General features: G+C 74.8%; 22 protein-coding genes. 7 read left to right on the top strand and 15 right to left on the bottom strand.

The window, feature by feature from the left end; genetic code table 11:
- Positions 1-21: 21 nt before the first annotated feature.
- The 5 genes from ABD324_RS28435 to ABD324_RS28415 all read right to left on the bottom strand — a co-directional run bounded on the left by ABD324_RS28435 (position 22) and on the right by ABD324_RS28415 (position 6,071).
- Positions 22-1,431 carry a MadS family sensor histidine kinase gene (locus ABD324_RS28435; protein ID WP_344423835.1) on the bottom strand — a complete coding sequence of 470 codons (1,410 nt, stop codon included), beginning with the start codon at positions 1,429-1,431 and terminating at the stop codon, positions 22-24.
- Positions 1,428-2,615: an iron-containing alcohol dehydrogenase gene (locus tag ABD324_RS28430; RefSeq protein WP_344423831.1), complete on the bottom strand. Its 1,188-nt coding sequence runs from the start codon at positions 2,613-2,615 to the stop codon at positions 1,428-1,430. The genes ABD324_RS28435 and ABD324_RS28430 overlap by 4 nt, the downstream gene beginning before the upstream one ends.
- A 305-nt stretch (positions 2,616-2,920) precedes the next feature.
- Positions 2,921-4,033 (bottom strand): XdhC family protein, encoded by a 1,113-nt coding sequence (locus tag ABD324_RS28425; protein WP_344423829.1) that lies wholly within the window; start codon positions 4,031-4,033, stop codon positions 2,921-2,923.
- Positions 4,026-5,156, bottom strand: a complete 1,131-nt coding sequence (locus ABD324_RS28420) for a vWA domain-containing protein (protein WP_344423826.1) — start codon at positions 5,154-5,156, stop codon at positions 4,026-4,028. Before ABD324_RS28420 ends, ABD324_RS28425 begins: the two co-directional genes overlap by 8 nt.
- Complete coding sequence (locus ABD324_RS28415) at positions 5,157-6,071, bottom strand: AAA family ATPase (RefSeq protein ID WP_344424223.1); 915 nt, start codon at positions 6,069-6,071, stop codon at positions 5,157-5,159.
- 523 nt (positions 6,072-6,594) lie between these two features.
- Here ABD324_RS28415 and ABD324_RS28410 point away from each other — a divergent pair.
- On the top strand, positions 6,595-7,167 hold the full coding sequence (locus ABD324_RS28410) for a LysM peptidoglycan-binding domain-containing protein (protein WP_344423823.1): 573 nt from the start codon (positions 6,595-6,597) through the stop codon (positions 7,165-7,167).
- 21 nt (positions 7,168-7,188) lie between these two features.
- On the opposite strand, the gene ABD324_RS28405 is transcribed toward ABD324_RS28410, so the two are convergent.
- From ABD324_RS28405 to moaC, 3 genes are read right to left on the bottom strand one after another with little or no spacing between them, the layout of a single operon-like run.
- Positions 7,189-7,605, bottom strand: a complete 417-nt coding sequence (locus ABD324_RS28405; RefSeq protein ID WP_344423819.1) for a molybdenum cofactor biosynthesis protein MoaE — start codon at positions 7,603-7,605, stop codon at positions 7,189-7,191.
- Between the two features lie 17 nt (positions 7,606-7,622).
- On the bottom strand, positions 7,623-8,102 hold the full coding sequence (locus tag ABD324_RS28400) for a MogA/MoaB family molybdenum cofactor biosynthesis protein (protein WP_344423816.1): 480 nt from the start codon (positions 8,100-8,102) through the stop codon (positions 7,623-7,625).
- On the bottom strand, positions 8,095-8,565 hold the full coding sequence (gene moaC / locus ABD324_RS28395) for a cyclic pyranopterin monophosphate synthase MoaC (protein WP_344423813.1): 471 nt from the start codon (positions 8,563-8,565) through the stop codon (positions 8,095-8,097). Before moaC ends, ABD324_RS28400 begins: the two co-directional genes overlap by 8 nt.
- A gap of 415 nt (positions 8,566-8,980) precedes the next feature.
- Between moaC and ABD324_RS28390 the strand changes: the two genes are divergently transcribed.
- Entirely contained in the window at positions 8,981-9,589 is a 609-nt protein-coding gene (locus tag ABD324_RS28390) for a LysM peptidoglycan-binding domain-containing protein (RefSeq protein ID WP_344423810.1), read from the top strand.
- A 109-nt stretch (positions 9,590-9,698) separates the two neighbouring features.
- On the opposite strand, the gene ABD324_RS28385 is transcribed toward ABD324_RS28390, so the two are convergent.
- Together ABD324_RS28385 and ABD324_RS28380 are read right to left on the bottom strand one after the other, a co-directional pair.
- Positions 9,699-10,277 (bottom strand): nucleotidyltransferase family protein, encoded by a 579-nt coding sequence (locus ABD324_RS28385; RefSeq protein WP_344423808.1) that lies wholly within the window; start codon positions 10,275-10,277, stop codon positions 9,699-9,701.
- A complete protein-coding gene (locus ABD324_RS28380; RefSeq protein WP_344423805.1) occupies positions 10,277-10,456 on the bottom strand; it encodes a hypothetical protein in 180 nt (59 codons plus the stop codon). The genes ABD324_RS28385 and ABD324_RS28380 overlap by 1 nt, the downstream gene beginning before the upstream one ends.
- Before the next feature lie 117 nt (positions 10,457-10,573).
- Between ABD324_RS28380 and ABD324_RS28375 the strand changes: the two genes are divergently transcribed.
- A complete protein-coding gene (locus ABD324_RS28375; RefSeq protein ID WP_344423802.1) occupies positions 10,574-12,802 on the top strand; it encodes a helicase-associated domain-containing protein in 2,229 nt (742 codons plus the stop codon).
- 15 nt (positions 12,803-12,817) lie between these two features.
- Here ABD324_RS28375 and ABD324_RS28370 read toward each other — a convergent pair whose 3' ends face one another.
- From ABD324_RS28370 to ABD324_RS28355, 4 genes are all read right to left on the bottom strand, one after another.
- Positions 12,818-13,354 carry a GTP-binding protein gene (locus ABD324_RS28370; RefSeq protein WP_425565920.1) on the bottom strand — a complete coding sequence of 179 codons (537 nt, stop codon included), beginning with the start codon at positions 13,352-13,354 and terminating at the stop codon, positions 12,818-12,820.
- 94 nt (positions 13,355-13,448) lie between these two features.
- Entirely contained in the window at positions 13,449-14,066 is a 618-nt protein-coding gene (locus tag ABD324_RS28365) for a DUF742 domain-containing protein (protein ID WP_344423798.1), read from the bottom strand.
- Between the two features lie 67 nt (positions 14,067-14,133).
- Positions 14,134-14,556 (bottom strand): roadblock/LC7 domain-containing protein, encoded by a 423-nt coding sequence (locus tag ABD324_RS28360; RefSeq protein ID WP_037048693.1) that lies wholly within the window; start codon positions 14,554-14,556, stop codon positions 14,134-14,136.
- Positions 14,557-14,611: 55 nt separating this feature from the next.
- Positions 14,612-20,584: a nitrate- and nitrite sensing domain-containing protein gene (locus ABD324_RS28355; protein WP_344423787.1), complete on the bottom strand. Its 5,973-nt coding sequence runs from the start codon at positions 20,582-20,584 to the stop codon at positions 14,612-14,614.
- 526 nt (positions 20,585-21,110) lie between these two features.
- Between ABD324_RS28355 and ABD324_RS28350 the strand changes: the two genes are divergently transcribed.
- From ABD324_RS28350 to ABD324_RS28340, 3 genes are all read left to right on the top strand, one after another.
- Complete coding sequence (locus tag ABD324_RS28350) at positions 21,111-22,772, top strand: DNA repair helicase XPB (RefSeq protein ID WP_344423784.1); 1,662 nt, start codon at positions 21,111-21,113, stop codon at positions 22,770-22,772.
- Between the two features lie 114 nt (positions 22,773-22,886).
- A complete protein-coding gene (locus tag ABD324_RS28345; RefSeq protein ID WP_344423781.1) occupies positions 22,887-23,081 on the top strand; it encodes a hypothetical protein in 195 nt (64 codons plus the stop codon).
- A gap of 66 nt (positions 23,082-23,147) precedes the next feature.
- Positions 23,148-23,381: a PspC domain-containing protein gene (locus ABD324_RS28340; protein WP_344423778.1), complete on the top strand. Its 234-nt coding sequence runs from the start codon at positions 23,148-23,150 to the stop codon at positions 23,379-23,381.
- Position 23,382: 1 nt separating this feature from the next.
- On the opposite strand, the gene ABD324_RS28335 is transcribed toward ABD324_RS28340, so the two are convergent.
- The gene (locus ABD324_RS28335) at positions 23,383-23,955 is read right to left on the bottom strand and encodes a TIGR03086 family metal-binding protein (protein WP_344423775.1); all 573 of its coding nucleotides are present in this window, start codon (positions 23,953-23,955) and stop codon (positions 23,383-23,385) included.
- Between the two features lie 61 nt (positions 23,956-24,016).
- On the opposite strand from ABD324_RS28335, the gene ABD324_RS28330 reads away from it, so the two are divergent.
- Complete coding sequence (locus tag ABD324_RS28330; protein ID WP_344423772.1) at positions 24,017-25,033, top strand: helix-turn-helix transcriptional regulator; 1,017 nt, start codon at positions 24,017-24,019, stop codon at positions 25,031-25,033.
- The last annotated feature ends 506 nt before the right edge of the window (positions 25,034-25,539 follow it).

Raw genomic sequence — 25,539 nt, 5'->3', positions numbered from 1 at the left:
GCGGCGGTGCGGTCCGGACGTTCACGACGCGACTCCCCTGCTCGGTTGCGCCCCCGGGGAACCCAGTGGGACGTCCACCTGGACCTGCAGCCCACCCATCCGGGCACGGCGGAAGGTCACGGTGCCGCCCATCTCGGCGGCCCTCGTCTGCATGTTCACCAGCCCGCGGTGCTCCCCCGACGGAGACACGGCCGCCGCGCGCATGCTGCGGCGGACCTCCTCGGGCCGGCCCCGGCCGTCGTCGGACACCGTGAGGCGCACGGCGCCGGGCCGGTAGGCGAGCCGGATCGAGGCGCGGGTGGCCTCGGCGTGCATCGCCGTGTTGAACAGCGCCTCCCCGGCGATCCGGAACAGCGACTGCTCGGCCTCGGCCGGCAGCGCGACGGGCTCACCGCCGATCCGGACGTCGATGCGCAGCTCGTCCGGCATGTGGACGGTGGTGAGCTGGCGCAGCATCGCGGGAAGGTCCTGCTCGGCGCTCTCGTGGTGGTTGAGCGCGTAGATCGCCGAACGGAGCTGCTCGACCGCCCGTTTGGTGAGGTCCTTGGCGGTGTCGAGGTGCTCGCGCAGGGCCTTCGACGCACCCAGCCCCGCGATCTCGCCGCGGACCACCTCGATGTGCATGCCGGCCGACAGCGCGTACTGGGTCACGCTGTCGTGCAGCTCGCGGGCGATCCGGTGCCGCTCGCTGTCGAGCACCTCGCGCTGGCGCGCCGCGCCGAGCTGCTCCTGGGTCTGCTGCAGCTCGGCGTTGCGGGCGCGCAGGTCCGCGGCCTGGCGGGCGGTGCGTGCATAGAGCCGCTCGGAGCGTTCCAGCAGCGCGCAGTTCTGCAGCGCGGAGGCGGTCTGACCGGCCAGGATGCGCATGACCGAGCGGTCGGTGTCGTCGATCTCGCGGTCCCGCGGCGTCCAGGCGACGAAGCCGCCGACGGTCCGCGAGTCCAACCGCAGGGGCACGTGGAGGTGGCAGCGGGAGGCGTCGCGGTCGTGCTCGCTCTCGCCGGAGTCGCCCGCCCGCACCTTCTCGATGTGCGCGCGCACACCGGGCGGCACCATCTCCAGGTCGGAGCGCTCGACGCCGTCCGGGCCCAGCACGAGGTGGCGGGGCCGGGCGTCGGCCAGCCGGCCGTCGACCAGGGCGAAGGCCACCCAGTCCGCGGAGAGATGGTCCGCGGCGGCCGCGACCACGGCCCGGACCAGCGCGTCGGAGCCCTCCATGGTGCGGACGAGCGCGGAGGAGATCCCCTCGAGCGCGAGGATCACCCGGCGCAGCCGGACCGCCGACACCCGGTACTCGGGATAGAACGACGGCTTGCCGGTGCGCAGCCCGGTCAGGGCGTCGAGGTCCGGGCCGGGCCACGACCGGCCGTCGTGCGACCGCGGCGGCCAGGGCCCGGAGGACGGGACCGACCCGTTCGCGGCTCCGCTCACAGCGCCGCCCGGAACAGCGTCTCGACCTGGTCCACGGAGGCGGGCCGGGGGTTCGTGGTCAGGCAGGCGTCGCCCAGGGTGAGGACGGCGAGGCGCGGGATGTCCTCCTCGGTGACGCCGAGGGCGCCGAGCCCCGTCGGGACCCCCACCTCGTCGCCCAGCTTGCGCACGGCGGCGGCCACCATGTCGACGGCCTCGTCGCCCGGGACCCCGGGGCCGCACAGGCCCATGGCCTGCGCGATCGGCACGAACCGCTCCGGGGTGACCGCTCCGTTGAACCGCACGACGTGGGGCAGGAGCACCCCGTTGATCACCCCGTGCGGCAGGTCGAGCATGCCGCCGACCTGGTGGCTCATCGCGTGGGTGGCGCCGAGGATGGCGTTGGTGAAGGCCAGCCCGGCCTCCAGCGCGGCGTGCGCCATGGCCTGCCGGGCGGCGGTGTCGCCGGGGGCGGTCATGGTGTGCGCCAGGTTCGAGTTGACGAGCGAGACCGCCTGCAGCGCATGGACATCGGTGAGGGGGCCGTGCGCCAGCGACACGAACGCCTCGATGCCGTGCGTCAGCGCGTCGAGGCCCGTGGCGGCGTTGAGCCACTCCGGCATGGTGACCAGCAGCCGGGGATCGATCACGGAGACGTCCGGGACCAGCGCCCGTCCCATGATCGTGATCTTGGTGTGCCGCTCGGTGTCCGTGACGATGCAGAACTGCGAGACGTCCGCGCCGGTGCCCGACGTCGACGGCATCATGATCAGCGGTGGGATGGGGTTCGCGATCCGGTCGATGCCCTCGTAGTCGAGGATCCGGCCGCCGTTGGAGGCCAGCAGGGCCACGCCCTTGGCCGCGTCGATCACCGAGCCGCCGCCGAGCCCCATCACCACGTCGCAGCCGGAGGCGATGTACTCGTGGTACCCCGCCTCGATCTCGTGGTCCTTGGGGTTCGGGGTGACGTCCGTCCAGAGGCGGGGGTTCAGCCCGGCGTCGCGCAGGTCGCGGAGCAGCTCGTGCGGCCAGCCCGCCTCGAAGACCCCCGGATCGGTGACGACGAACGGCCGCCGGGCGCCGAGCCGGACCGCGGCGAACGCGGCCTCCCTCAGCGAGTCCGGGCCGAAGACGATCTCCGGTGCGTGGAACTTGGACAGGCGTAGGCCTTCGTGCTCGTGCTGGTCGGTGTTCTCGAGAGCCACGTTGCCCTCCCGCCCCTCGCCGTGTGGACCGCGCTCGGGAATGCCGACACGGGAAGTCCGCGCCGCGTCACCCACGGTAGACCGGACGGGCCCGTCCGGCTCGACGGTCGCGAGCGCGGCGACGGCGGAGGACGCGACGGCCGGGCCGATCGTGCGCACGATCGGCATCAGGCGTGACCGGCGGCGATGCGGGACACGGGGCGACCTCCTCGTCCGGTGGTCCGGACGCTAGTCGGATCGCACCGCGCGGGGACCGTCCGACGGAGGGGGCGGTACCTGACCCTGTGGTGAGGATGGGCCCGAGATCAGGCGTGGATCGGGCCCTCGCGCTCCGCCAGCCGGGTGCCGGCGCCGCCCCAGTGCTGGGCGATCATCTCGGCGGCGATGGACACCGCCGTCTCCTCCGGGGTGCGGGCGCCGAGGTCCAGGCCGATCGGGCTGGACATCCGGGCGATCTCGGCCTCGGTGAGGCCGCGCTCGCGCAGCCGCTCGAGCCGGTCCTCGTGGGTGCGCCTGCTCCCCATGGCGCCGATGTAGGCCACCTCCGGAAGCCGGAGGGCGACCTCGAGCAGCGGGACGTCGAACTTGGGGTCGTGGGTGAGCACGGTGAGCACCGTGCGCCCGTCGATGCGGCCCTCCTCGGCCTCGGTGGCCAGGTAGCGGTGCGGCCACTCGACGACGACCTCGTTGGCGCCGGGGAAGCGGCTGGCCGTGGCGAAGACGGGCCGGGCGTCGCAGACGGTGACCCGGAAGCCCAGGAAGTTCCCCATCTTGGCGACGGCGGCGGCGAAGTCGATCGCGCCGAAGACGATCATGCGGGGCGGGGGCGCGAAGGACTCGACGAAGACCATCAGGCCCTCGCCGCGGCGCTGCCCGTCCGTGCCGTAGGTGATGGTGGCGTTGCGGCCCGAGGCGAGCAGGCCGCGGGCGTCGTCCGTGGCGGCGCCGTCGAGGCGAGCGGAGCCGGTCGTGCCCTCGACCCGGTCCTCCCACACGATCAGCCGCTTGCCCAGGCGCTCCCCGGGCCCGGACACGACCGTCACGACGGCGACGGGGGTCTCGTCCCGGATGGCCTCGGCGATCCGGCCGAACTCGGGGTAGGCCTCGGGGGAGACCTCCTCCACGTAGACGTCGAGGATCCCGCCGCAGGTCAGGCCGACGGCGAACGCGTCGTCGTCGGACACGCCGTAGCGCTGCAGGACCGGGCGGTCGTTGCCCAGCACCTCCTGCCCCAGCTCGTACACGGCGCCCTCGACGCAGCCGCCGGACACGCTGCCGACCGCCTCGCCGCCGGGCCCGACGAGCATCGACGCCCCCGGCTGCCGCGGCGCCGAGCGGAAGGTGGCGACCACCGTCGCCAGGGCGGCCCGCTCGCCGTTCTTCCACCAGCCTTCGAGCTGGTCGACCACATCACGCACGTCTGATCACCTCGAGGAGTCTCTCCAGCGTCGCCAGGCTGTGCCCGGCGAGCAGTTCGTCCAAGTACGGGAGGACGGCCACTATTCCGCCCTGGACCGGCGCGTAGCCGTCCTTGCCGGCGTGCGGGTTCACCCAGACCACGCGGTGCGCGAGCCGGGAGAGCCGCTCCAGCTGCCGGCCGAGCAGCTCGGGCTCGCCGCGCTCCCAGCCGTCCGAGAAGATCACGACGACGGCGCGGCGGGCCGCCCCGCGCTGCCCCCACCGGTCCACGAACGCGGCCACGACCTCGCCGAGCCGGGTACCGCCGGACCAGTCCGGGATGGCCTTGCCGGCCGCGCGCAGGGCCCGCTCGGCGTCGCGCTGGCGCAGCTCGCGGGTGACCCGGGTGAGCCGGGTGCCCAGGGTGAAGGCCTCGGTACTGCGCGGGGAGCGGCGGACCACGGCGTGGGCGAAGCGCAGCAGCGAGTCCGCGTAGGGCTCCATCGACCCCGAGACGTCCACCAGCAGCACGACCTTGCGGGGACGGCGGGTGGGCGCGCGCCGGTACAGGGTGCGGATCTCGCCCTGGTTGCGCAGCGCGGCGCGCAGGGTCCGGCCGGGATCGGCGGCACCGTGCCGGGCGGGGCCGCGACGGCGCGAGGGCCGGGTGGGGGGCTCGGGACGCAGCAGGGCCATCAGCCGGTGCAGGTGGTCGCGCTCGGCCGGGGAGAGCTCGCCCAGGTCGCGGCTGCGCAGCACCTCGGTCTCCGACGCGGTGGCCCGGACGACGGGGCCGTCGTCCTCGTCGTCCTCCCCGCTGCCCGAACCCTGGTTCGGCATCAGGGAGGCCAGCTTCGGCGGGGGCGGGCGGCGCTCGTCGGTGACCGTGGTGCCGCCGCTGCCGCGCTGCGGGTCGAACCAGGCCTCGAAGGCGGCGTCGTAGCGGCGGACGTCGTCCGGGTCCGAGCACAGGGTCACCCGGCCGGCCCAGTACGTCTGCATCCGGTCGGTGACGTCGAGGGTGTCGAGCGCCTCGGTGAACGCCGCGACCCGGTCCGTGGTCATCGGCACGCCGGCCGCGCGCAGGACGGCCGTGAACCCGACGAGTGCGGGGAACGGATCGGTCCCGACGGCCCCGCTCATCTAGCTGGCGAGCAGGGCGGCGAGCTGGGGCCGGACGCGGTCCGCGTCCTCGCGGTACTTCAGCACCGCGCCGAGCGTGCGGGCGGCGCTCTCCACGTCGAGGTCCCGGGCACCGACGAGCTGCAGGGCCCGCGCCCAGTCCAGGGACTCGGCCACCCCCGGCGGCTTGATGAGGTCCGTGCGCCGCAGCTGCTGGGCCGCCGCGGCGACCTGCTGGGCGAGGCGCTCGGGGACGCCCGGCAGCCGGCTGCGCAGGATCTCGGTCTCCCGGACGACGTCCGGGTGGTCCAGCCAGAGGTAGAGGCAGCGGCGCTTGAGCGCGTCGTGCACCTCGCGCGTGCGGTTGGAGGTGAGGACGACGACCGGCGGGACCTTCGCCCGCACCTCGCCGACCTCGGGGATCGTGACCGCGTGCTCGGAGAGGACCTCCAGCAGGAAGGCCTCGAACTCGTCGTCCGCGCGGTCGATCTCGTCCACCAGCAGGACGGACGGGGAGGTCCGCAGGGCCTTCAGGATCGGCCGGGCCAGCAGGAACCGGTCGTCGTAGAGGGAGGCCTCCACGCTGTCGGCGTCGAGAGTGCCGCCCTCGACCGTCGCGGCCGCCTCCAGCGCGCGCAGGTGCAGGAGCTGGCGGGGGAAGTCCCAGTCGTAGAGGGCCTGGGAGGCGTCGATGCCGTCGTGGCACTGCAGGCGGATCAGCTCGGCGCCGAGGACCTGGGCGAGCGCCTGGGCCAGTGCCGTCTTGCCGGTCCCGGGCTCGCCCTCGCAGAACAGCGGGCGGTGCATGCGCAGCGCGAGGAAGGCCGCGGTCGCCAGTCCCTCGTCCGCGAGGTAGCCGGTGGCGCGAAGGGCGTCGGCGAGCTCGCCGGGGGAGTCCGGACCGTCGGTTCCGGGGATCGGGGTCCCCGGGTTCACGTCACTCACGCCCCCAGGATGAACCACCGCGCGCCCGTCGGCCACCACGGGCCGGCGCGGTCGAACATCACCGCTCGTTCACGGCCGTTCACAGGCAGTCACGAAATGGTTGTGAGCGAGACGACAACATTTCCGGATTGGTTGAATTCGTCGGACCGTGATCCCACCGTAATCATGACCCTCTGACCAGGGGTTCTAGAGGTATCGCGCGGGTCACGTATTCGTTACGGTGACCGACGTCACTTCTCCATAGTTTGACGCTCGCCGTCGTTCGAAACGTAGCGTCCTCGCTCGGCTGTTCCGCAGGGAACGGTCGAAATGCATCCGGAACCGTCGCGCCACATCCCTGTCCCGCGGTTTCCGGTCCGTCGAGCAACGAGACGGGACAGGGCGAGGAAGTATTTCCGGAACGGAAAGGTCGGCATTCCGAAACGAATGTCGCCCGCGGACGCTCCCCAGGTCCGAAGTTGCGGATTCCCCGGACCGGAGACCCCACTCCGGTGGCGCGGCATGGAGCTTCACGATGAGCATGTCCGGTCGGAACGTCGCGCGCCTCGCCGTCGCAGGTGCGATCGCGGTGGGCGCGCCGCTGGCCCTCGCGGGCACCGCCAACGCCGCCCCCGCCTCGGCGTGGGACGCCCTTGCCAAGTGCGAGAGCGGTGGCAACTGGGCCATCAACACCGGCAACGGTTACTACGGTGGCCTGCAGTTCAACCTGACCACCTGGAGGGCCTACGGCGGCCCCGGGATGCCGAACCAGGCCTCCCGCGAGACCCAGATCGCGATCGCCGAGAAGGTCCTCGCGAAGCAGGGCTGGGGCGCCTGGCCCTCGTGCTCCAAGAAGGCCGGCGTGACCGGCTACGCGGCCTCGCCGGGTGGTGCTGTCGCGCCCGCCCCGGTCGTGCGGGCCTCCGCCCCGGCTCCGGCGCCGGCTCCGGCCCCCGCCGTCGCCGGCCCGAGCTACACCGTCGTCGCGGGCGACACCCTGAGCAAGATCGCCCAGCGCCTGGGCACCAGCTGGCAGCAGCTGGCCCAGATCAACGGCCTGGCGAACCCGAACCTGATCAACGTCGGTCAGGTCCTGCGCACGGCGTGACGCCCGGACCGGGTGGGTCGCTCAGGTCGAGTTGACCCACTCGTCCGTGCCGTCGGCGAAGGCCTGGTGCTTCCACACCGGGAGCAGGCGCTTGACCTCCTCGACGAGCTCCGCGCAGGTGGCGAAGGCCTCCTGCCGGTGATCGGCCGAGACGGCGCAGGCCAGGGCCACCTCGCCGATGGCGAGGGTGCCGACCCGGTGGCTGACCGCGATCGCGCGCACGCCCTGTGCCCGGCCTGCGACGGCCGCGGCCACCTCGGCGACGACGGAGGCGGCGGTCGGATGGGCGCTGTACTCCAGCCCCCGCACCGACCGTCCGCCGTCGTGGTCCCGGACCACGCCGGCGAAGGTCACGACCGCGCCCGCGGCGGCGTGGTCGACGAGCCGGGCGTGCTCGTCCACGTCCAACGGGTCCTCGGTGACGAGGGCGCGAAGCACCTGAGGCGACGGTCCGGTCATGTGTGGTCCCCTCCACGCAGCTGGTCGACGGCATGGTCCAGCACGCCCTCGAGTACGGCCAGCCCGTCCTTCACGCCGCCGGTGGAGCCGGGCAGGTTCACGACCAGGGTGCGGCCGGCGACGCCGGCCACCCCCCGCGACAGCACCGCGGTGGGGACCTTCGGGGCCCCGTACGCGCGGATCGCGTCCGCCAGGCCGGGTACCTCGTAGTCCAGCAGGGCCCGGGTGACCTCGGGGGTCGCGTCCGTGGGGGAGATCCCGGTGCCGCCGGTCGTGATCACCACGTTGACGCCGGCCGCCACGGCGGCCCGCACGGCCTCGCCCACGGGCTCGCCGTCCGGCACCACGGCCGGGTCGGGCGTCTCGAAACCCTTGGTGCGCAACCAGTCCGCGATGACGGGGCCGCTGCGGTCGGGGTAGACGCCGGCCGCGGCGCGGTTCGACGCGGTGACGACCGCGGCCCGGCGCTCAGGCATCTCGCTCCCAGAGGCCGGTCTTGCCGCCCTCCTTGCGCTCCACGCGGACCTCGTCGAGCGTGGCGGCGGGATCGACGGCCTTGATCATGTCGTGGAGCGTCAGCCCGGCCACGGCGACCGCGGTGAGGGCCTCCATCTCCACGCCGGTCCGGTCCGTGGTGCGCACGGTGGCCCGGATCCGCACCTCGGCCTCGCCGGGCTCGAGGTCCAGCGTGACGCCGGACAGTGCGATGGGATGACACAGCGGCACGAGGTCCGGGGTCCGCTTGGCGCCCATGATCCCGGCGATCCGGGCGGTGGCGAGCGCGTCCCCCTTGGGGAGGCCGTCGCGGCGCAGGAGGTCGATCACCTCGGCGGTCGTGCGGACCACCCCGGTGGCCACGGCGGTGCGGGCGCTGGGCTCCTTGGCCGACACGTCGACCATCCGGGCCGCGCCGGCGGCGTCGACATGGGTGAGCTCCACGTGCGCACCCTACGTCCGGGCCGCGGAGGGCGTCAGGCGGGCATCTGTTGTGATGTGAATCACGTCGGGGCAACCGGGTCGCAGCGAATCGTGACCGTGTTGTGTTCGTTATACGACGCGCGTGACCAGCGATGACGGCGGCTACCACAGATCACGGTACGAACAAAGTCGATCTTGTGGATGATTCCGCGGTCGCTTTCCCCGGGGCGGAGCAGCCCGTACGGTCCGCTGCGGCCCGAAGGACTCCCCCACTGCGCCGGAGGGCCACGGAACCGCGACGCGCTCCCTGTCCGGCGGTTCCGGCCCCCGGAGCACGACGCGGGACAGGGACGGAAGAAGCGGCGGCCACCCACCGCCGTCGCACCGGACGAGAGCCCGGCGCGACATTCCGGTCGGCGCCGCGACGGAGACCGTCATGGCACGAAACCGGACCCGATCCACCGGACGCCACCGCGCGCCGACCTCCACCGGCCGCACCCTGGCCCGTACCGCCATCGGGGCCGCGATGGCCGGCGCCCCGATCGTCGCCCTCGCCCCGGCGGCCAACGCCGCCGCGGACTCCACGTGGGACCGCGTGGCGCAGTGCGAGAGCGGCGGCAACTGGGCCATCAACACCGGCAACGGCTTCTCCGGCGGCCTGCAGTTCACCCCGTCGACCTGGAAGGGCTTCGGCGGCGGCGACTACGCCCCCGCGGCCTACCAGGCCAGCCGGGCGCAGCAGATCGTCGTGGCCGAGCGCGTGCTGGCGAAGCAGGGCTGGGGCGCGTGGCCGGTCTGCTCGCGCAAGGCGGGCGCCACCGGCGAGGCCGCGACCCAGCGCTCCGCCCCGGCGGCCCCGGTCGCCCCGCAGATCCGCCTCAGCGCCCCGGCCGCGGCCGGCAGCTACGTGGTGAAGGCGGGCGACACCCTCGGGAAGATCGCCGCGGCCCACGGGCTGGGCAGCTGGCAGTCGCTGCTGGCGAAGAACCCTGCGCTGCAGGGCAACCCGAACCTCATCAAGCCCGGTCAGGTCGTCCTGATCTAGGGCCGGATCCCCGGCCCGGGTCAGGGCCCTGATCTGCTCTGCGCGGCGCGCCCTGTACCTCGGGCGCGCCGCGCAATCACGTCGTGAGTGGCGATGGTCGCCATGGCGACTATCGCCACTCACGGGAGTGCAGTTGTTCGGGGGTGTCCACATCCTCCGGGGTGGCGATGTCGCCGCACTCGACGAGGACCACGGCGGGATTGCCCCTCAGATAGCCCCTGGCGCCCGCATCGCCGACCGCGGCCTCGCGGACGGCCGGCCAGTGAGCGCGGCCCAGCAGGACCGGATGAGCGGGAGCGCCGCCGTACGCCGCGCGGGCGAGGGCCCCGGGAGTGCCCAGGGCGACCAGCCGGGCCACGGCCTCGGCCGTGACGCCCGGGAGGTCCACCAGGTGGACGACGACGGCCTGCGCGGCCGTGGGCTCCAGCGCGGTGAGGCCGGCGCGCAGCGAGGCGCCCATGCCCTCCGCCCAGTCCGCGGCCTCGACGACCTCGGCCGCGCCGCCGACGGCGGCGCGCACCCGGGCGGCCTGCGCGCCGACGACCACGGTCGGCGGGGCGGCACCGCCCGCGGCCAGCACGCGCAGTGCCCGGTGGACGAGCAGCTCGCCGTCGAGCTCGACCAGGGCCTTCGGCCCGCCCATCCGGCGCCCGGCGCCGGCGGCGAGCAGCAGGCCCGCGGCCGGCACTACTTGTTGATCTCCGTGACCGGGTGCTCGTAGGGCACCGAGTCGAGCGGGAACTCGATGTCCCCGAACGGTGACATGTTGCCCTGCACCGGCCCCAGCAGCTCCGTGAGCGGGTGCTCGCCGTCCGCCAGGTCCGGCCAGGTGGGGTCGATGCGTCCCGGCCTGAGGTTCTTCGCCACGGCTGTCCTCCACTGTGTCCTCGTTCGCAGGTCCCGGCCGGCGCATCGCCGGACGTGACCGAACCGGCGTCCAGTATCCCTGATCGCCCCCGGGGGTGGGCGGCTACCGTGGAACCGATGACCACCTCCCTGGTCGACGCGCTGCGCGCGCAGGACGACGCGAGCCTGGCCGCCCTGCTCCGGCTGCGGCCGGACCTCGCCGTGCCGCCGCCCGCGGACCTCACGGTGCTCGCGACGCGGGCCGGCATCCGCGCGTCCGTGCACCGGGCGTGCGACGAGCTCGACACCGTGACCCTCGCCGTCGTCGAGGCCCTGGTGGTGGCGGACGCGGACCACACCGGTGCCGAGCGCGACGGGCTCGCTGCGCTGCTCGGCCCGGACGTCCCCGCGGAGGCCCTGGACCGGGCCCTGGTGGCGCTGCGCGAGCGGGCGCTGGTGTGGGAGGACGAGCAGGGACTGCGGGTCGTCCACGCCGTCCGGGACATCGTGCCCACCCATCCCGGCAACCTCGGCCGGCGCGCGGGCGGGCCCGCGGCGTCGAGCGAGCTGCCCGCGATGCTCGCGGCCCTCGAGCCGGACGAGCGCCGGGTGCTCGACGCGCTCGTGGCCGGCCCGCCGATCGGCCGCAGCCGCTCCGCGGGCGCGCCGGAGACCCCGGTCGGGCGCCTGCTGGCGAAAGGCCTGCTGATCCGGGTCGACTCCGACACCGTGGAGCTTCCCCAGCAGGTCGGGATCGCGCTGCGCGGGGAGCGGCCGATGGGCCGGATCGTCGCGCTGCCGCCGGCGCTCGACACCCGGGAGCGCCCGCCCGGACAGGTCGACGGCACCGCGGGCGGTGCCGCGATGGAGCTGCTGCGCCGCACCGAGCGGCTCGTGGAGCTGTGGGGGACCGCCCCGCCGGCTGTGCTGCGCTCCGGCGGGCTGAGCGTGCGGGACCTGCGGCGCACCGCCCGCGAGCTGGACACCGACGAGACGGCCACCGCCCTGATCGTCGAGATCGCGCTGGCCGCGGACCTGATCGGGGAGAGCGACTCGCCCAACCCGGACTGGCTGCCCACCACGACCGCGGACATCTGGCTGGCCGGGTCCCCCGAGCACCGCTGGACGGCGCTGGCGCGCGCCTGGCTGGACCTGCAGCGGCTGCCCGGGCTGGTCGGCCGCCGGGACGACCAGGACCGTCCGATCAACGCCCTGTCGGAGACCCTGCGCCGCCCGTTGGCCGCCCGGGACCGCCGCCGGGTGCTCGAGGCGCTGGCCGCGCTGCCGCCGGGCACCTCGGTCACCAGCCCGGCGGCACTGGGAGAGCTGCTCGCGTGGCGGGCGCCGCGGCGCGGCGGGCGGCTGCGGGACGAGCTGGTCGAGTGGGCGCTCTCCGAGGGGACCGTCGTCGGCGTCGTGGCCCTGGAGGCCGTCTCGGAGCCCGGACGGGTGGTGCTCGCGACCGCGCCGGGGGACAACGCCCCGGTCGTCGCCGCGTTGCGGGCGGTGCTGCCCGAACCGGGCGAGACCGTGTTCCTGCAGGCGGACCTCACCGCCGTCGCCCCCGGGCCGCTGGTGGCCTGGCTGGCCCGCGAGCTGCGGCTGATGGCGGACGTCGAGTCCGCGGGTGGCGCCACCGTGTACCGCTTCACCGAGACGAGCGTCCGGCGCGCGCTCGACGCCGGCCGCTCGGTCACCGACCTGCGGGACCTGCTGGAGCGGCACTCGTCGACACCCGTCCCGCAGGCCCTGACCTACCTGGTGGACGACGTCGGCCGCCGGCACGGGCGGCTGCGCGGCGGGGTGGCGGCGTCGTTCCTCCGCGCGGACGACGAGGTGCTCCTGTCGGAGGTGCTCGCGCACCCGGACGTCGTGCCCGCGGAGCTGCGCCGGATCGCCCCCACGGTGGCCGTCAGCCCCGTCGCGCTCGCCGAGGTCCTGGACCTGCTGCGGGCGGCCGGGTTCAGCCCCGCCGCCGAGGACGCGGCGGGCTCGGTGCTCGACCTCGGGCCGCGGGGTCGCCGCACGGACCCGCGCCAGCCGCGGGGCCGGATCACGACACCGGAGCCGTCCGCGGAACGGCTCGACGCGATCGTCGCCAAGATGCGGGCGGGGGACGTGCTCGCCGCGGCCCGGACGGGAGCGGGGCCCACGACCACCCGGACGCTGGCGACGCTGCAGGAGGCCGCGCGGGAGCAGCGACGGGTGTGGATCGGCTACGTCGACCGGCACGGCGTGCAGGGCGAGCGCGTGCTCGCCCCGACCCTCGTCGGCGGGGGCGTGGTCGAGGGGCGGGACGCCGTGGACGGGGAGCTGCACCGCCTCCCGCTGCACCGGATCACGCGGATCGCGGTCCTCGAGAGCTGAGTGCCGCAGAGCCGGCTAGCGGGCCCCGCCCGCGGCCATCCGGGCGGCCATGGCGTGCTCGACGAGCGCGATCAGCGCCTGCTTGGTCGACTCCCGGTTGCGGGCGTCGCAGGTGATGATCGGGATCGACGGGTCGATCGACATGGCCTCGCGGACGTCCTCCACGCGGTACTGCTGCAGGCCGTCGAAGGCGTTGAGCCCCACCACGTACGGCAGGCCGCGGTCCTCGAAGAAGTCGATCGCCGCGAAGCAGTCCGCGAGCCGGCGGGTGTCCACGAGGACGACCGCGCCGATGGCGCCGCGCACCAGGTCGTCCCACATGAACCAGAACCGGTGCTGCCCGGGCGTCCCGAACAGGTACAGGATCAGGTCCGAGTCGAGCGAGACGCGGCCGAAGTCCATCGCGACCGTGGTGGTCTGCTTGTTCGGGGTGGCCGACAGGTCGTCGTGACCGGCGCTGGCCTCGGTCATCACGGCCTCGGTGGTCAGCGGGTCGATCTCCGACACCGAGCCGACGAACGTCGTCTTGCCCACGCCGAAGCCACCGGCCACTACGATCTTCGCCGAGATCGTGGTCGGCCCCGGGCGCGGTGCCGGGCTCGGCGGCCGCGTCGCCGCGGCCGGGGCGGCCCCGCTGGCGGGGTAACTAGAGCCGACGGAGTCCACTCAACACCCTTTCCATCAGTGCGAGATCCGGCAGGTTGCCGGTGGTGCTCGCGGTCTGGTGCACCGTCATGACACCGAGCCCCGCCATGTCGCCGAGCAGCACGCGGGCGACGCCGAGGGGGAGTGAGAGCAGCGCGGCGACCTCGGCCACCGAGCGCGGCCGGTCGCAGAGCTCCGCGACCGAGCGGTGCTCCATCTGCAGCATGTGCAGCTGGTCGCGGCCCGACGCGCTGGTCGACACGAGCGTCTCGATCGCCAGGTCGAAGGTGGTCTTGGTGCGACCGCGGGTCCACGCGTAGGGGCGCACGGCCGCGGCGCCGGTGGGCGCCGACAGGGGCAGCGGATCGTCCGGGATGCGGTCGATCGGGCCCGTCTGGTAGTTGCCGTAGCCGGAACCGGCGAACCCGGCGTCACCGGGCGCGGGCGGCAGCTCGTGCCGGCCGGAGTCGCCGGAGGGCGAGGTCAGCTCGTCCTCCGGGCGTCGCCGGCCCCAGCGGCGCCGCTTGCGCGGACGCCCTGAGTCCAGGGTCAACCCGTTCATCACGTCCGCGAACGTCGGCTCCTGCTGCCGGCGCGGGTCGTCGGGACCACTGGTCATCGGACCTCACCTGCCTCGGTCGTTGCGCGGACGGATGGACACGGCTCGTACTCGTCGCTCGCCCCGGTCAGGGACCGAACGAGCCCTGCAGCTCGGCGCGCAGCTCCGGGGTGAGCAGCTGGCCGACCCGGTCGACGAGCAGCGTCATCTCGTAGCCGATGAGGCCGATGTCGCAGCTCGGGGAGGCGAGGACCGCCAGGCAGGAACCGTCGCTGATCGACATCAGCAGCACGATCCCGCGGTCCATCTCCACGACGGTCTGCACGACGCCACCGGCGTCGAAGCAGCGCGCCGCGCCCTGGGTCAGGCTCACCAGCCCGGAGGCCACCGCGGCGAGTTGGTCGGCGCGGTCGCGGGGGAGCCGGTCCGAGGCGGTGAGCAGCAGCCCGTCCGCCGAGACGACGATCGCGTGCGCGACCCCCGGGACCTTCTCCGCGAAGTTGGTCACCAACCATCCGAAGCGGCTGGGCTGGGTCTGTGGTGCGGTCACGCCGCGACCTCCCTGACGTCGGTCGGGCCGGTCGTGCCGGCGAATCCCTGCCCGATCACTGGTTCTCCTCGTGCTGCTCGGTCTCGCTCCGGGTCCGCTCGCTACCCGGTCCACCCGCCGCCTGGCGGCGCAGGCGGCTCTCCCGGCCCTGCCGGACGCCCTGCTGGTAGGACGCCAGCCGGCCCCGGATCGCCTCCGCGTTGCGTGCCGGTCCCGAGGGCGGGGCCAGCACCGCGGATCCTGCCGCGCTGCCCGGGACGAGCTTCGCCCGGGGCCTCCTCTTGGGGAGGCCGGCGTCCGTCGTCTCGCTCTGACGGTTGGACTCCGCCTCGGTCTCGGTCGCGGTGCGGTCCGCGACCAGCCAACCCTCGTCCGCCGCCGTGGCGAACGCGCCGCCCGCCCGGGGGGCGGGTTCCGGCTCGGGAGCCGGGCCGGAACCGTCCGGGCCGTCCGCCCAGCGCACCGGGACGGAGCGGTTGGACCGGAACCAGGCCGACGCGATCTCCTCGAAGATCGGTGTGGTCTGGCCCAGGTCGAAGCCGGCCTGGGGGCTGGGGCCGCCCAGGGCGCCCGCGCCGAGGGGGCGGGGGTCGGGGCGGCCGGGTGCCGGGGTGGCGCCGGGGCCGTAGGCGGGCAGGCCCGGGCCGGCGAAGCCGTTCCCGAAGCCGTTCCCGTTGCCCTGGCCGAGTCCGTTGCCCTGCCCGGTCCCGTTGCCCGGGAAGCCGTTGGGGCCGCGGTTCTCCGGTGCGGGGCCCCGGGGGGTCCCGTTCTCGGGCCGGTACGCCGCGGGAGCGCCGAAGGCGGGCCGCCGGTCGGAGCCGGGCTCCGACGCGGCGCCCGTGGGCTCGGCCCGGCCGCCGTCGGTGTACTCGGGTCCGGTGGGGCCGCCCTGGAACGGGCCGGCGGGGGCCGACGGTGCGTAGGGGGGCCGGCCGGTCTCGATGCCGTCGATGCCGTCCGCGCCTGCCTGTCCTGCCCCGAACTGTCCTGCCCTGAACTGGCCCGGCTCGGACTGTGCCGCCCCGGACTGGCCCAGCCCGTCCCGGCCGGGATCGGTCTGTCCGAACCCGGCCTGCCCGAACCCGGTCTGTGCGGGCCCGGTCTGCTGGAGCCCGGTCGGTTCCGGCTCGGTCTGCCCGAACCCTGTCTGCTCGAACCCGGTCTGGTCGGACTGGGCGGAGCCGCTCGGACCGGTGGCGGTCTGGTCCGGGCGGGCGGTCGCCGGGGTCCGCGGCTCGAAGCCGCCGGGACGGCGCATCTGGCCGCCCCCGCCCTGACCGGCGGCCGGGGTGGTCGAGGAGAACAGCCCCTCGGTCGGCGCCGGTGCCGTCGGCGGGCGCCCGGGACGACGCTGCGGCAGCCCCGCGGGGCCGACGGGCAGGCCGCCCTGACCCGCATCGCTGCCGGTACCGCCCGGGAGCCCCTGGGGGCTGCCGTTCGCTGCCGCCCGCTGGGGGAGGCCCGACGGGGCGCCGGGGGGAGTCGGTGCGCCGCCGGGGATCCGGCGGGGCAGGCCGGCACCCTGGGGTGCGCCCGACGGGCTGCCCTGAGAGGTGCCGGCGGGGTCGTCCTGGGGGGTGTCGGCGGGGCCTGCCGGGGAGGCCGCCGCGGGGCGCTGGGGCAGGTCCGCCCCGGCGGGGCCCTCGGAGCCGGGCCTGTCGGAGCCCGGTCCCTGCGAACCCGGTCCGGTGGAATCCGATCCGTCGGAGCCCGGTCCTCGGGAGTCGGCGTCCTGCCGGATCTCCGGCTCCTCGCCGCGTCGGCGAGCTGCCGCCGCACCGGCCAGGCCCGCCGCGCCGAGCGCGGCGGCACCGAAGACGGTGATGCCGTTCTCGGAGAGGGGGTCCGATCCGGGACGCTCCGCCGGGCCGGCCTCGGCGGCCGCGCCGCCGGAGCGGGTGGCCGCGGGGGTGGTTGTTCCCGAGCCGGTGCCGGTCGCCCCGGAACCGGGCGTGCCGGAGCCGGGCGCCTGGGCCGCAGAGCGCTCGGTGCCGGTGAGCTCGGAGCGGTCGTCGTCCGCGGCGTCGGCCGCCGCCCTGGTGTCGGACTCGCTGTCGGACTCGCTGTCGGCCGCGGCGCGCGTCCCGGCCGGGGCTCCCGGCCGCGGCGTCTCGCCGAGCGGGGTGCGGGCGTCGGTCTCGGGGCTGTCCGGTGTGGACACCCCCGGCGCCGTGCCCGTACCTGTGGCGCCCGCGCGCGTCGTGTCGGAGCCGGCCAGGGACGCCTTGTCCGTGTCCGGGCGGTCCGCGACCGGGCCGGCCGAGGACGCGCCGTCCGCGCCCGAGGTGACCGGCGACCGGCCGGCCGAGGGCGCAGCGGCCCAGGACCGGGTGGACGGTGCGGAGGCCGGGCTGCCGGTCGCGGGAGTGCCACGGTCCGGGCCGGCGTTCTCGTCGGCCGTTCCCGAGCTCGCCGGACCCTCGTCCGCGGCGATCGGGCGGACCGTCTCGCGGGACTCGGCGGTGTCCGCCGCCTCGTCGCGCTCGCCCTCCGGCGAGCCGGGCGAGGTGTCCGGTCCGGTCCGATCCGCCGCCGGGACGCCGCCCGGGCGCTCGGCAGGCCGATCACCGGCGGAGCGATCCGCAGGGGAACGATCAGCGGGCGAACCGTCGGCGACAGCCGGATCAGCGGCGGGCGCGCCGGTGCCGGGCCGCTCCTGCGGGGCGCCGGGGAACCGGCGCGGCAGGGCCCCGGGCGCGTCCGTGCGGTCCGCAGATCCGTCGGACCGGTCGCCAAGGGGACCGCGGGCGAGGGACCGTGGGGCGTCGCCGCCCTCGGAGCCGCTGTCCTGCTGGTCACCGAAAGGCTTGCGGGAGAAGGCGTCCGGTCCGTCCGTCCGGCCGCCGAGCGGTCGACGGGGGAGGGCGCCGGGGCCGTCCGTCCGGCCGCCGAGGGGGCGGCGGGGCAGGTCTGCGGCCGCGCCGTCGGAGCGCTCCGGGCCACCGGGGCGTGCATAGTCGGTACGTGCGGAGTCGGTACGTGCGGAGTCGGTACGCGTGGAGTCCGGGCCGCCCGCGAGGGGCATCCGGGGCAGGGCCGACGGCGGGCGCGGGCTCGCGCCGTTCGCACCCGGCGTCCGCCGGGGCAGGCCCGCCGCGGTCGACGGGGGCACCGGCGGTGCGGCCGGGCCCGAGCTGTCCGGGCCGTCCGCACGGGCGGGCGTCTCGGCGTCCGCGGGAGCTGCCTGGGCCCGATCCGACCGGTCCGGCCAGGACCGATCCGAGCGGGTCGCTTCGACGGACGGACCGGCGGGGCCGCTGCCCTGCGCCGTCCCCGCGGTCCCACGACCAGGCTCGGCGCCGGGCCGGGCCGGGGTGTCACGCCCGTCCCGCTCCGCCGGGGCGTCCGGGGTCGAGAGTCCACCGGCGAGAGCCGACAGGCCCCGCTGAGGGAGGGCGGCCCCGCCCTCGGTGTCCTCGTGCACGTCCCCGGCGAGGGCGGTGGGCCCGTCGACGGTCTCCGAGCCGGTCGGGGCTGCGTCGTCGTCCCGGGCTCCGCGGCCGAACGCGGTGGCACCCGCGGCGGCGGCACCGATCGCACCGGCGGCGCCGAGAGCACCGGCCGCGAGACCGGGACGGTCGGACTGGGGGGCCTCCGGCCCGGCCGGGTCGACGCCGCGCGGCGTGCGCCGCGGCAGCCCACCCGGGTCACCGGGGCGCTCCTCGTGTCCGGCGAAGCCGTTGACCTGGCGGGTCGGGTACGTCTGACCGTTCGGCGGGCGCTGGAGGTTCTCGACCGGCCACGGGCCGCCGTCGGGACCCGCGGGCCGCTGCGGACCGTCCGAGGGGGAGTCCGGCGAGCCGGAGGAGTCGGGCGCCTCGTCGTCCGGCGGGCCGGGGCGACGGACCGGCAGACCCACGCCGTTGACCGGCGGGGTGGGCGGGCGCCCACCGAAGGCAGGCGCCGGGCTCATCGGGCCGTCGTCGCCGGCGACCAGGGCGGACAGCGGGCGCGGCGCGCTGCCGTTGCTGCCGGGCCGCTGGGCGGGCACCGTCGAGGGCAGTGCGGGGGCGGCGGGCGCCCCGGCGAAGGCCTGCGGCCCGCCGAAGGTGTCGGCGCCACCGGTGCGGGCACCGGCGGGGACCGGGCGCCGCTCGGGCTGCTCGGCCGTGGGCACGAGGCTCGCCGGGACCGTCACCGAGGCGGTGAGGCCACCGGTGCCGCCGCCCGTGGCGCCACCGAGGTGGATGCCCAGGCCGTGGCGGTGGGCCAGCCGGCCGACCACGAACAGACCCATCCGGCGCGAGGCCGACACGTCGACCGCGGCCGGCGAGTCGAGGCGCTGGTTGGCCTCGGACAGCTCGTGGTCCGCCATGCCGACGCCGCGGTCCGCGATCTCGACCAGCAGCGATCCGTCGTTCGCCCGCGTGGTGGCCATGACCACCTGCGAGTCCGGCGGGGAGAAGTTGGTGGCGTTGTCGAGCAGCTCGGCCAGCAGGTGCACGAGGTCGGACGCGGCGCGCCCGGCGATCGTCGCCACGGGCGGGGGCTGCACGACGACCCGCTGGTACTGCTCGATCTCGGACACCGCGGCCCGCAGCACGTCGACCACGGGGACCGGGGCGACGTTCCGCTTCGCGAGGTCCGTACCCGCGAGGACCAGGAGGTTCTCGGAGTTGCGCCGCATACGGGTGGCGAGGTGATCCAGCTGGAACAGGTTGGACAGCTGGTCCGGGTCCTGCTCGTTGCTCTCCAGCTGCTCGATCAGCTGTAGCTGGCGCTCGACCAGCGCCTGCGAGCGGCGGGAGAGGTTGACGAACATGTTCGACACGTTGCTCTGCAGCGCGGCTTGGTCCACCGCGAGGCGGACGGCCTGGCCGTGCACGGCGTCGAACGCGCGGGCCACCTGGCCGACCTCGTCCCGGCCGGTGAGCGGAACGGGCTCGACGACGGCGTTGAGCGGGTTGCCGGCGCGCAGGTCCTCGACCGCCTGGGGCAGCCGCCGCTCGGCGACGTCCATGGCGGAGTGGCGCAGCACCCGCAGCGAGCGGATCAGGCTGCGGGCCAGCAGCACGATGATGGCGATGCCGAGCAACAGCCCCAGCATCAGGATGACCGAGTTGATGCCGGCCTGGTTGCTGGCGTCCGCCTGCGCGGCCCGGACGCCGTTCGTCAGCTCGGCCGAGACGGCGGTCGCGGAGCGGTCCACCGCGCCCGCGGCCTGCTGGTACGCGGAGTCCCAGGTGGCGAGGTCCGCGACGACCGGCCGGCTGGACAGCACGGCGTTGCGCAGGTACTCGCGCTGGACGTTCGCCCCGTCCGTCGCGAAGTTGCCGTACTGGGCGAGCTGGGCGGGCGTGAGCACGACCTGGTAGTCGGCGAATGCCGAGGTGAAGGAGGCGTCCGCCGCGGAGGCCGCGCTGCGCCCGCTGTCGGTGAGCACCTTGGAGACGATCGCGCCGGCCAGCACCGAGTGCTGCAGGGCCAGCGCCTCGCTGGCCTGGCTGGTGGCGGTCAGCGCGTCGCCGAGACCGCCCTGGGCGTCCGCGCGTGACTGGCGGATCAGGGCGCGCTCGAGGACGTCCGCGCGCTGCAGGATCGCCGTGTACCGGTTGATGACGTCGTCGAGCACGTCACCGTTGATGTTGCTCACGTCCGTGCGCAGCACGGGGAGCTGGGTGTACCCGCCGTCGGCGAGCGACTCCGCCGCGGTGCTCGACCCGTCCAGCACCGCGCTCGCGCCCGTGAGGGAGGTGCGCAGCGTGTTGATCTTCGCGTCCGTGGCCGCGCCCGCCTGCTCCAGCGCGGTCCGGTCGCCCTTGCGGCCGCCGGCCACGTACAGGGTGGCGGCGTTGCGCTCCTCACGCAGGGTGGTGCTGACGTTCGCGACGTCCTGCCGCACCTGGAGCACCTCGCTGGCGGTGCCGATGCGCGCGGCGTCGCTCGCCTGCTCCGACACCCGGAGCACCCCGAGCACCAGGGCCAGGACGGTGGGCACGAGGCCGACGGCCACGAGCTTGGCGGCCAGGCTCCAGTTGCGGGGGTTCAGTCGCTCGGACCACGAGGGGCCACGCTCGTTGCTGGTCACGTCAACGTCTCCCTGGATCCGGCTCGCGACGACCTGAACGACCTTGACATGCCCGACCGTGCATCTGCGCCCCGCGAGCACCGGCGGGAGCCGAGGTGCGCGCTGGTAGCGACCAGTGGCCGAGCGGCGCACGACCTGGCTGGGGGCGGTGCGACGGGTCCGGCGGGGAGCGCGGTGTCGATCGTTCGGGCCTTCCGGTCTCGCGCCGGCGCGCCGCCGCACCCGGGGTGTTCCCCGGGGCGGACGGCCCACCGCCGCTGCTCGTACTGCCGTTTCCGCGACACGCGACCGCTGGGGAGGTCGCCTGCGCCGAACCGGCGATAGAATCGTCTTGGCACACGTACGTACTGCGACTTGCGCCCGGAAGCATAGCCCGAGGTGGGCCACTTCCCACCCCGATCGGGTGTGGAGTGGACAACCCCGATCGGGTGGCGGCACCACCGACCGCTCACCGTACGTGGACAACCGCCCGACTCACCCTCCGTGGTGACCCGGGCACTGATCGACACCCCCGAAGGGACCGTGCGTGACCGACGGACCGCTCATCGTCCAGTCCGACAAGACGCTCCTGCTCGAGGTGGACCACCCGGCCGCCGCCGAGGCCCGGATGGCCATCGCGCCGTTCGCCGAGCTCGAGCGCGCCCCCGAGCACATCCACACCTACCGGGTCACCCCGCTCGCGCTGTGGAACGCGCGCGCCGCGGGGCACGACGCCGAGCAGGTCGTCGACGCGCTCGTCCGCTTCTCCCGGTACGCGGTGCCCCAGCCGCTGCTGGTCGACGTCGTGGACACCATGGGCCGCTACGGCCGGCTCACGCTCGCCAACCACCCGGCCCACGGCCTGGTCATGGCGACGACGGACCGCGCGGTGCTGGAGGAGGTGCTCCGGCAGAAGAAGATCGCCCCGCTGCTCGGCGCGCGGATCGACCAGGACACCGTGATCGTCCACGCCTCCGAGCGCGGCAACCTCAAACAGCTGTTGCTGAAGATCGGCTGGCCGGCCGAGGACCTCGCCGGGTACGTCGACGGCGAGGCCCACCCGATCGACCTCGTGCAGGACGGCTGGGAGCTGCGCGACTACCAGGCCCAGGCGGTCGACGGGTTCTGGGACGGTGGGTCCGGCGTGGTGGTGCTGCCCTGTGGCGCCGGGAAGACGCTGGTCGGCGCGGCCGCGATGGCCCGTGCCAAGGCGACCACCCTGATCCTCGTCACCAACACGGTGAGCGGCCGGCAGTGGAAGCGCGAGCTGATTGCGCGCACCAACCTCACCGAGGAGGAGATCGGCGAGTACTCGGGGGAGAAGAAGGAGATCCGCCCGGTCACCATCGCCACGTACCAGGTGATCACCCGCCGCACCAAGGGCGAGTACAAGCACCTGGAGCTGTTCGACTCCCGCGACTGGGGCCTGGTCGTCTACGACGAGGTGCACCTGCTGCCCGCCCCCGTATTCCGGATGACGGCGGACCTGCAGTCCCGCCGCCGGCTCGGGCTGACCGCCACCCTCGTCCGCGAGGACGGCCGGGAGGGGGACGTCTTCTCCCTGATCGGCCCCAAGCGGTACGACGCGCCGTGGCGGGACATCGAGGAGCAGGGCTGGATCGCGCCCGCCGAGTGCACCGAGGTCAGGGTCACCCTGACCGAGAACGAGCGGATCATGTACGCCACCGCGGAGGCCGAGGAGCGGTACCGCATGGCGTCCACGGCGAACACGAAGCTGCCCGTCGTCAAGGCGATCCTGGACCGCCATCCGGGGGAGCCCACGCTGGTCATCGGTGCCTATCTCGACCAGCTCGACGAGCTCGGCGAGGTCCTCGACTGCCCCGTCATCCAGGGCTCCACGAAGAACAAGGAGCGCGAGTCGCTCTTCGACGCGTTCCGCAAGGGCGAGATCTCGCGGCTCGTCGTCAGCAAGGTCGCGAACTTCTCCATCGACCTGCCGGAGGCGACGATCGCGGTGCAGGTCTCGGGCACCTTCGGCTCCCGCCAGGAGGAGGCGCAGCGGCTCGGGCGGCTGCTGCGGCCGAAGAAGGACGGCCGGCAGGCGCACTTCTACTCGGTCGTGTCCCGGGACACCCTGGACACCGACTACGCGGCGCACCGTCAGCGGTTCCTCGCCGAACAGGGGTACGCCTACCGGATCGTGGACGCGGACGACCTGCTCGGCCCGGCGCTGCCCGACGTCGGCTGAGGGACGGCCACCCCGCGTCGCCTTTCGTGCCGGCGGGTCACTCCTTCTACCGCGTGCACTCAGGGGGCTGTTCGGGGACACTCGGCGACAGGATCGGTTACAGGGAGCCGAAGTATGTCCGTCGCCGGGTGGATCGTCGTCGGGGTGGTGGCCTGGGTGGCCGTCGCCCTCGTCGTCGCGCTGCTCGTCGGCCGGATGGTGCGCCTGCGGGACCGGCAGGTTCCGGAGCCGCCCGCACCCGCGGTGCCCCGGCGGGTCGAGCAGGACCCCACGTGGCGGGCCCCCGAACCCCGACATCCCCGAGGCTGAGGATCCGGGCCCTCTCGGGGTGGTTCCCGGAGGTCCGGCGGCCCGCGGGGCGGCAGTGTCGTCGTCATGGAACAGACCACGATGACCCCCGCCCCCACGTCCGAGAACGAGAAGAAGCCCTTCCGGCTCCACCGCAGCACCGAGGACCGCATGGTCGCCGGTGTCTGCGGCGGGCTCGCCGAGAGCCTCGGCGTCGACGCCGCGGTGATCCGGATCGGGCTCGTCGCCCTGACCGTGCTGGGCTTCGGCGCCGGCATCGTCCTCTACGCGGCCGCCTGGGTGCTGGCGCCGGAGGGGTGAGCTACCGGGAGTGCCCGGACCAGTTCGCCAGGCGCTCGGTCGGCCCGGCGTCCACCGCGGGCGCGACCGGCGGGGCGAACGGGAAGCCCTCGCGCTCCGCGGGGACGAGCGTCGTCGCGATCGCGAGGGCCAGCTCGCTCCCCTCGGCCGGGCCCTCGGCGTGTTGCCCCGTCGACACCGCGACGTCCCAGGTGTGGACGAGCAGCTCGTTGACGTAGCCCCACAGCGCCAGCCGACCCGGTGTGCGGCCCCACGGGGCGGCCACCTCGCGCTCCAGCACGTCGGCCGCGGCCCAGATCCCCTCCATGTCCTCCCGCGCGGCGGCGAGCTCGGCGAGGGGGTCCTCGTCCGGGCCGATCGTGGCCGGCAGCGCCTGTGGGTCCTGCGTGCCGGCGCCGATCAGCGCGATCTTGTGGACGGTCCCGACGAGATGCCTGGTCAGGCCGTCGACGTCGAACTCGGGGCAGGGAGTCGGAAGGCCTCGCTGGTCCTCGCGTACCCCTCCCACGACGGTGGCGGCCCAGTCGAGGGCGCCGGCGTAGACGGTGCGGGGATCGATCTCGGTGGTGGTCATGGGGCAACCCTGGCGCCGAAACACGACATCCTCTGTCATGATTTTCTGTCACGATTCGCGGATGCGCGCGGATCGGTTGCTCTCGCTCGTCCTCCTGCTGCGCCACCGCGGCCGGATGACGGCGCCGGAGCTCGCCGCGGAGCTGGAGGTCTCCACCCGGACCGTGCTGCGGGACGTCGAGGCGCTCTCGACCGCCGGCATCCCGGTCTACGCCGAGCGCGGCCGGCACGGCGGGTTCGCGCTGCTCCCGGGCTTCTCCACGGATCTCACCGGGCTCACCCCGGACGAGGCGGTCGCGCTGCTGACCTCGCCGGCCCGCGCCACGTCCGACGCGCTGGGTCTCGGCTCCGCGTTCTCGTCGGCGATCCGGAAGGTGGTCGCGGCGATGCCGGAGGGGGCGCGGGTCGCCGCCACGGACGCGGCCGGACGCGTGCTGGTCCGGCGGAGCGGATGGCTGTACGAGGCGGCTGCCCCGGGCTCGCACCTGGCCGTCGTCCAGCGGGCGGTGCTGGCGGGGCACCGGCTGCGGCTCGGCTACCGGTCTCGGGAGGCCTCCCTGTCGGGGACGGGGCAGCCGCGGGAACGCGTGATCGACCCCATCGGGCTCGTCGAAGCCGCGGGCCAGTGGTACCTGCTCGCGCTGCACGACGGCGCGGACCGCACCTACCGCATCTCGCGGATCACCACCGCCGAGGAGCTCGCCGAACCCGCGCGACGGCCGTCCGGAGTGGATCTCGAGGAACTCTGGGAGCGCCGTCGCGAGCGCTTCCGGGCCACGCTCCCGGGCGTCGTGGTCCGGGTCCGGGTGCGGGAGGAGCGGCTCGCAGAGCTCGCCGGCACCGCGCTGTACCCGATCCCGGACGTCCCGGCCCCGGCGCTCGACGGCTGGGTGGAGGTGGACGCCCGCTTCGCCGACCTCCACCACGCCGCCGCCGTGGTGTGGTCCCTCGCCCCGGACGTCGAGGCCCTCGACCCGCCGGAGGTGATCAGCACCCTCCGCACCCGCGCCCGCCAGGTCCTCGCCGCCCATGATCATTCCGAGGGTGACGGGGGTGGGGGGCGGACAGCGCTGAGGTGACACTCGCGGTGGTGATCGTTCCGAGGGTGACGCGATAGTGGGGTGGACGGCGCTGGAGTCACAGTCGTGGGTGGTGATCGTTCCGAGGGTGACGAGTTGGTGGTGCAGCCAGCGTTGAGGTGGCGCTCGCGGAGTGTTGATCGTTCCGAGTGCGACGTGGGGTGGCGGCAGCAGCGCTGGAGTGACGCTGGGGAACGGGTCAGGTTTGGGGCGGATGCGATGGTGGGGCAGGCAGCGTTGAGGTGGCGCTCGCGGTCGTGATCCTTCCCAGGGTGACGCGATGGTGGGGCGGACGGCGCTGGAGTCACAGTCGTGGGTGGTGATCGTTCCGAGGGTGACGAGTTGGTGGTGCAGCCAGCGTTGAGGTGGCGCTCGCGGAGTGTTGATCGTTCCGAGTGCGATGTGGGGTGGCGGCAGCAGCGCTGGGGTGACGCTGGGGAACGGGACGCTCCTATGTCGCGTCAAGGACTGTCGGCGGCCCGATTTCGAGCTGTCGGAAGAGCTGG

The sequence above is a fragment of the Pseudonocardia ailaonensis genome, assembly GCF_039531635.1.
Lineage (GTDB): Bacteria > Actinomycetota > Actinomycetes > Mycobacteriales > Pseudonocardiaceae > Pseudonocardia > Pseudonocardia ailaonensis.
The sequence above is the reverse complement of the archived record's forward strand: the minus strand, read 5'-3'. Positions and strand labels throughout refer to the sequence as shown.

What these genes read in the sequence shown, in the direction of transcription:
- ABD324_RS28420 (WP_344423826.1), bottom strand. Translation starts at nt 5,156, where the DNA reads ATGAGCGGGGCCGTCGGGACCGATCCGTTCCCCGCACTCGTCGGGTTC.
- ABD324_RS28410 (WP_344423823.1), top strand. Translation starts at nt 6,595, where the DNA reads ATGAGCATGTCCGGTCGGAACGTCGCGCGCCTCGCCGTCGCAGGTGCG.
- ABD324_RS28400 (WP_344423816.1), bottom strand. Translation starts at nt 8,102, where the DNA reads ATGCCTGAGCGCCGGGCCGCGGTCGTCACCGCGTCGAACCGCGCCGCG.
- ABD324_RS28390 (WP_344423810.1), top strand. Translation starts at nt 8,981, where the DNA reads ATGGCACGAAACCGGACCCGATCCACCGGACGCCACCGCGCGCCGACC.
- ABD324_RS28375 (WP_344423802.1), top strand. Translation starts at nt 10,574, where the DNA reads ATGACCACCTCCCTGGTCGACGCGCTGCGCGCGCAGGACGACGCGAGC.
- ABD324_RS28365 (WP_344423798.1), bottom strand. Translation starts at nt 14,066, where the DNA reads ATGACCAGTGGTCCCGACGACCCGCGCCGGCAGCAGGAGCCGACGTTC.
- ABD324_RS28345 (WP_344423781.1), top strand. Translation starts at nt 22,887, where the DNA reads ATGTCCGTCGCCGGGTGGATCGTCGTCGGGGTGGTGGCCTGGGTGGCC.
- ABD324_RS28340 (WP_344423778.1), top strand. Translation starts at nt 23,148, where the DNA reads ATGGAACAGACCACGATGACCCCCGCCCCCACGTCCGAGAACGAGAAG.
- ABD324_RS28335 (WP_344423775.1), bottom strand. Translation starts at nt 23,955, where the DNA reads ATGACCACCACCGAGATCGATCCCCGCACCGTCTACGCCGGCGCCCTC.
- ABD324_RS28330 (WP_344423772.1), top strand. Translation starts at nt 24,017, where the DNA reads ATGCGCGCGGATCGGTTGCTCTCGCTCGTCCTCCTGCTGCGCCACCGC.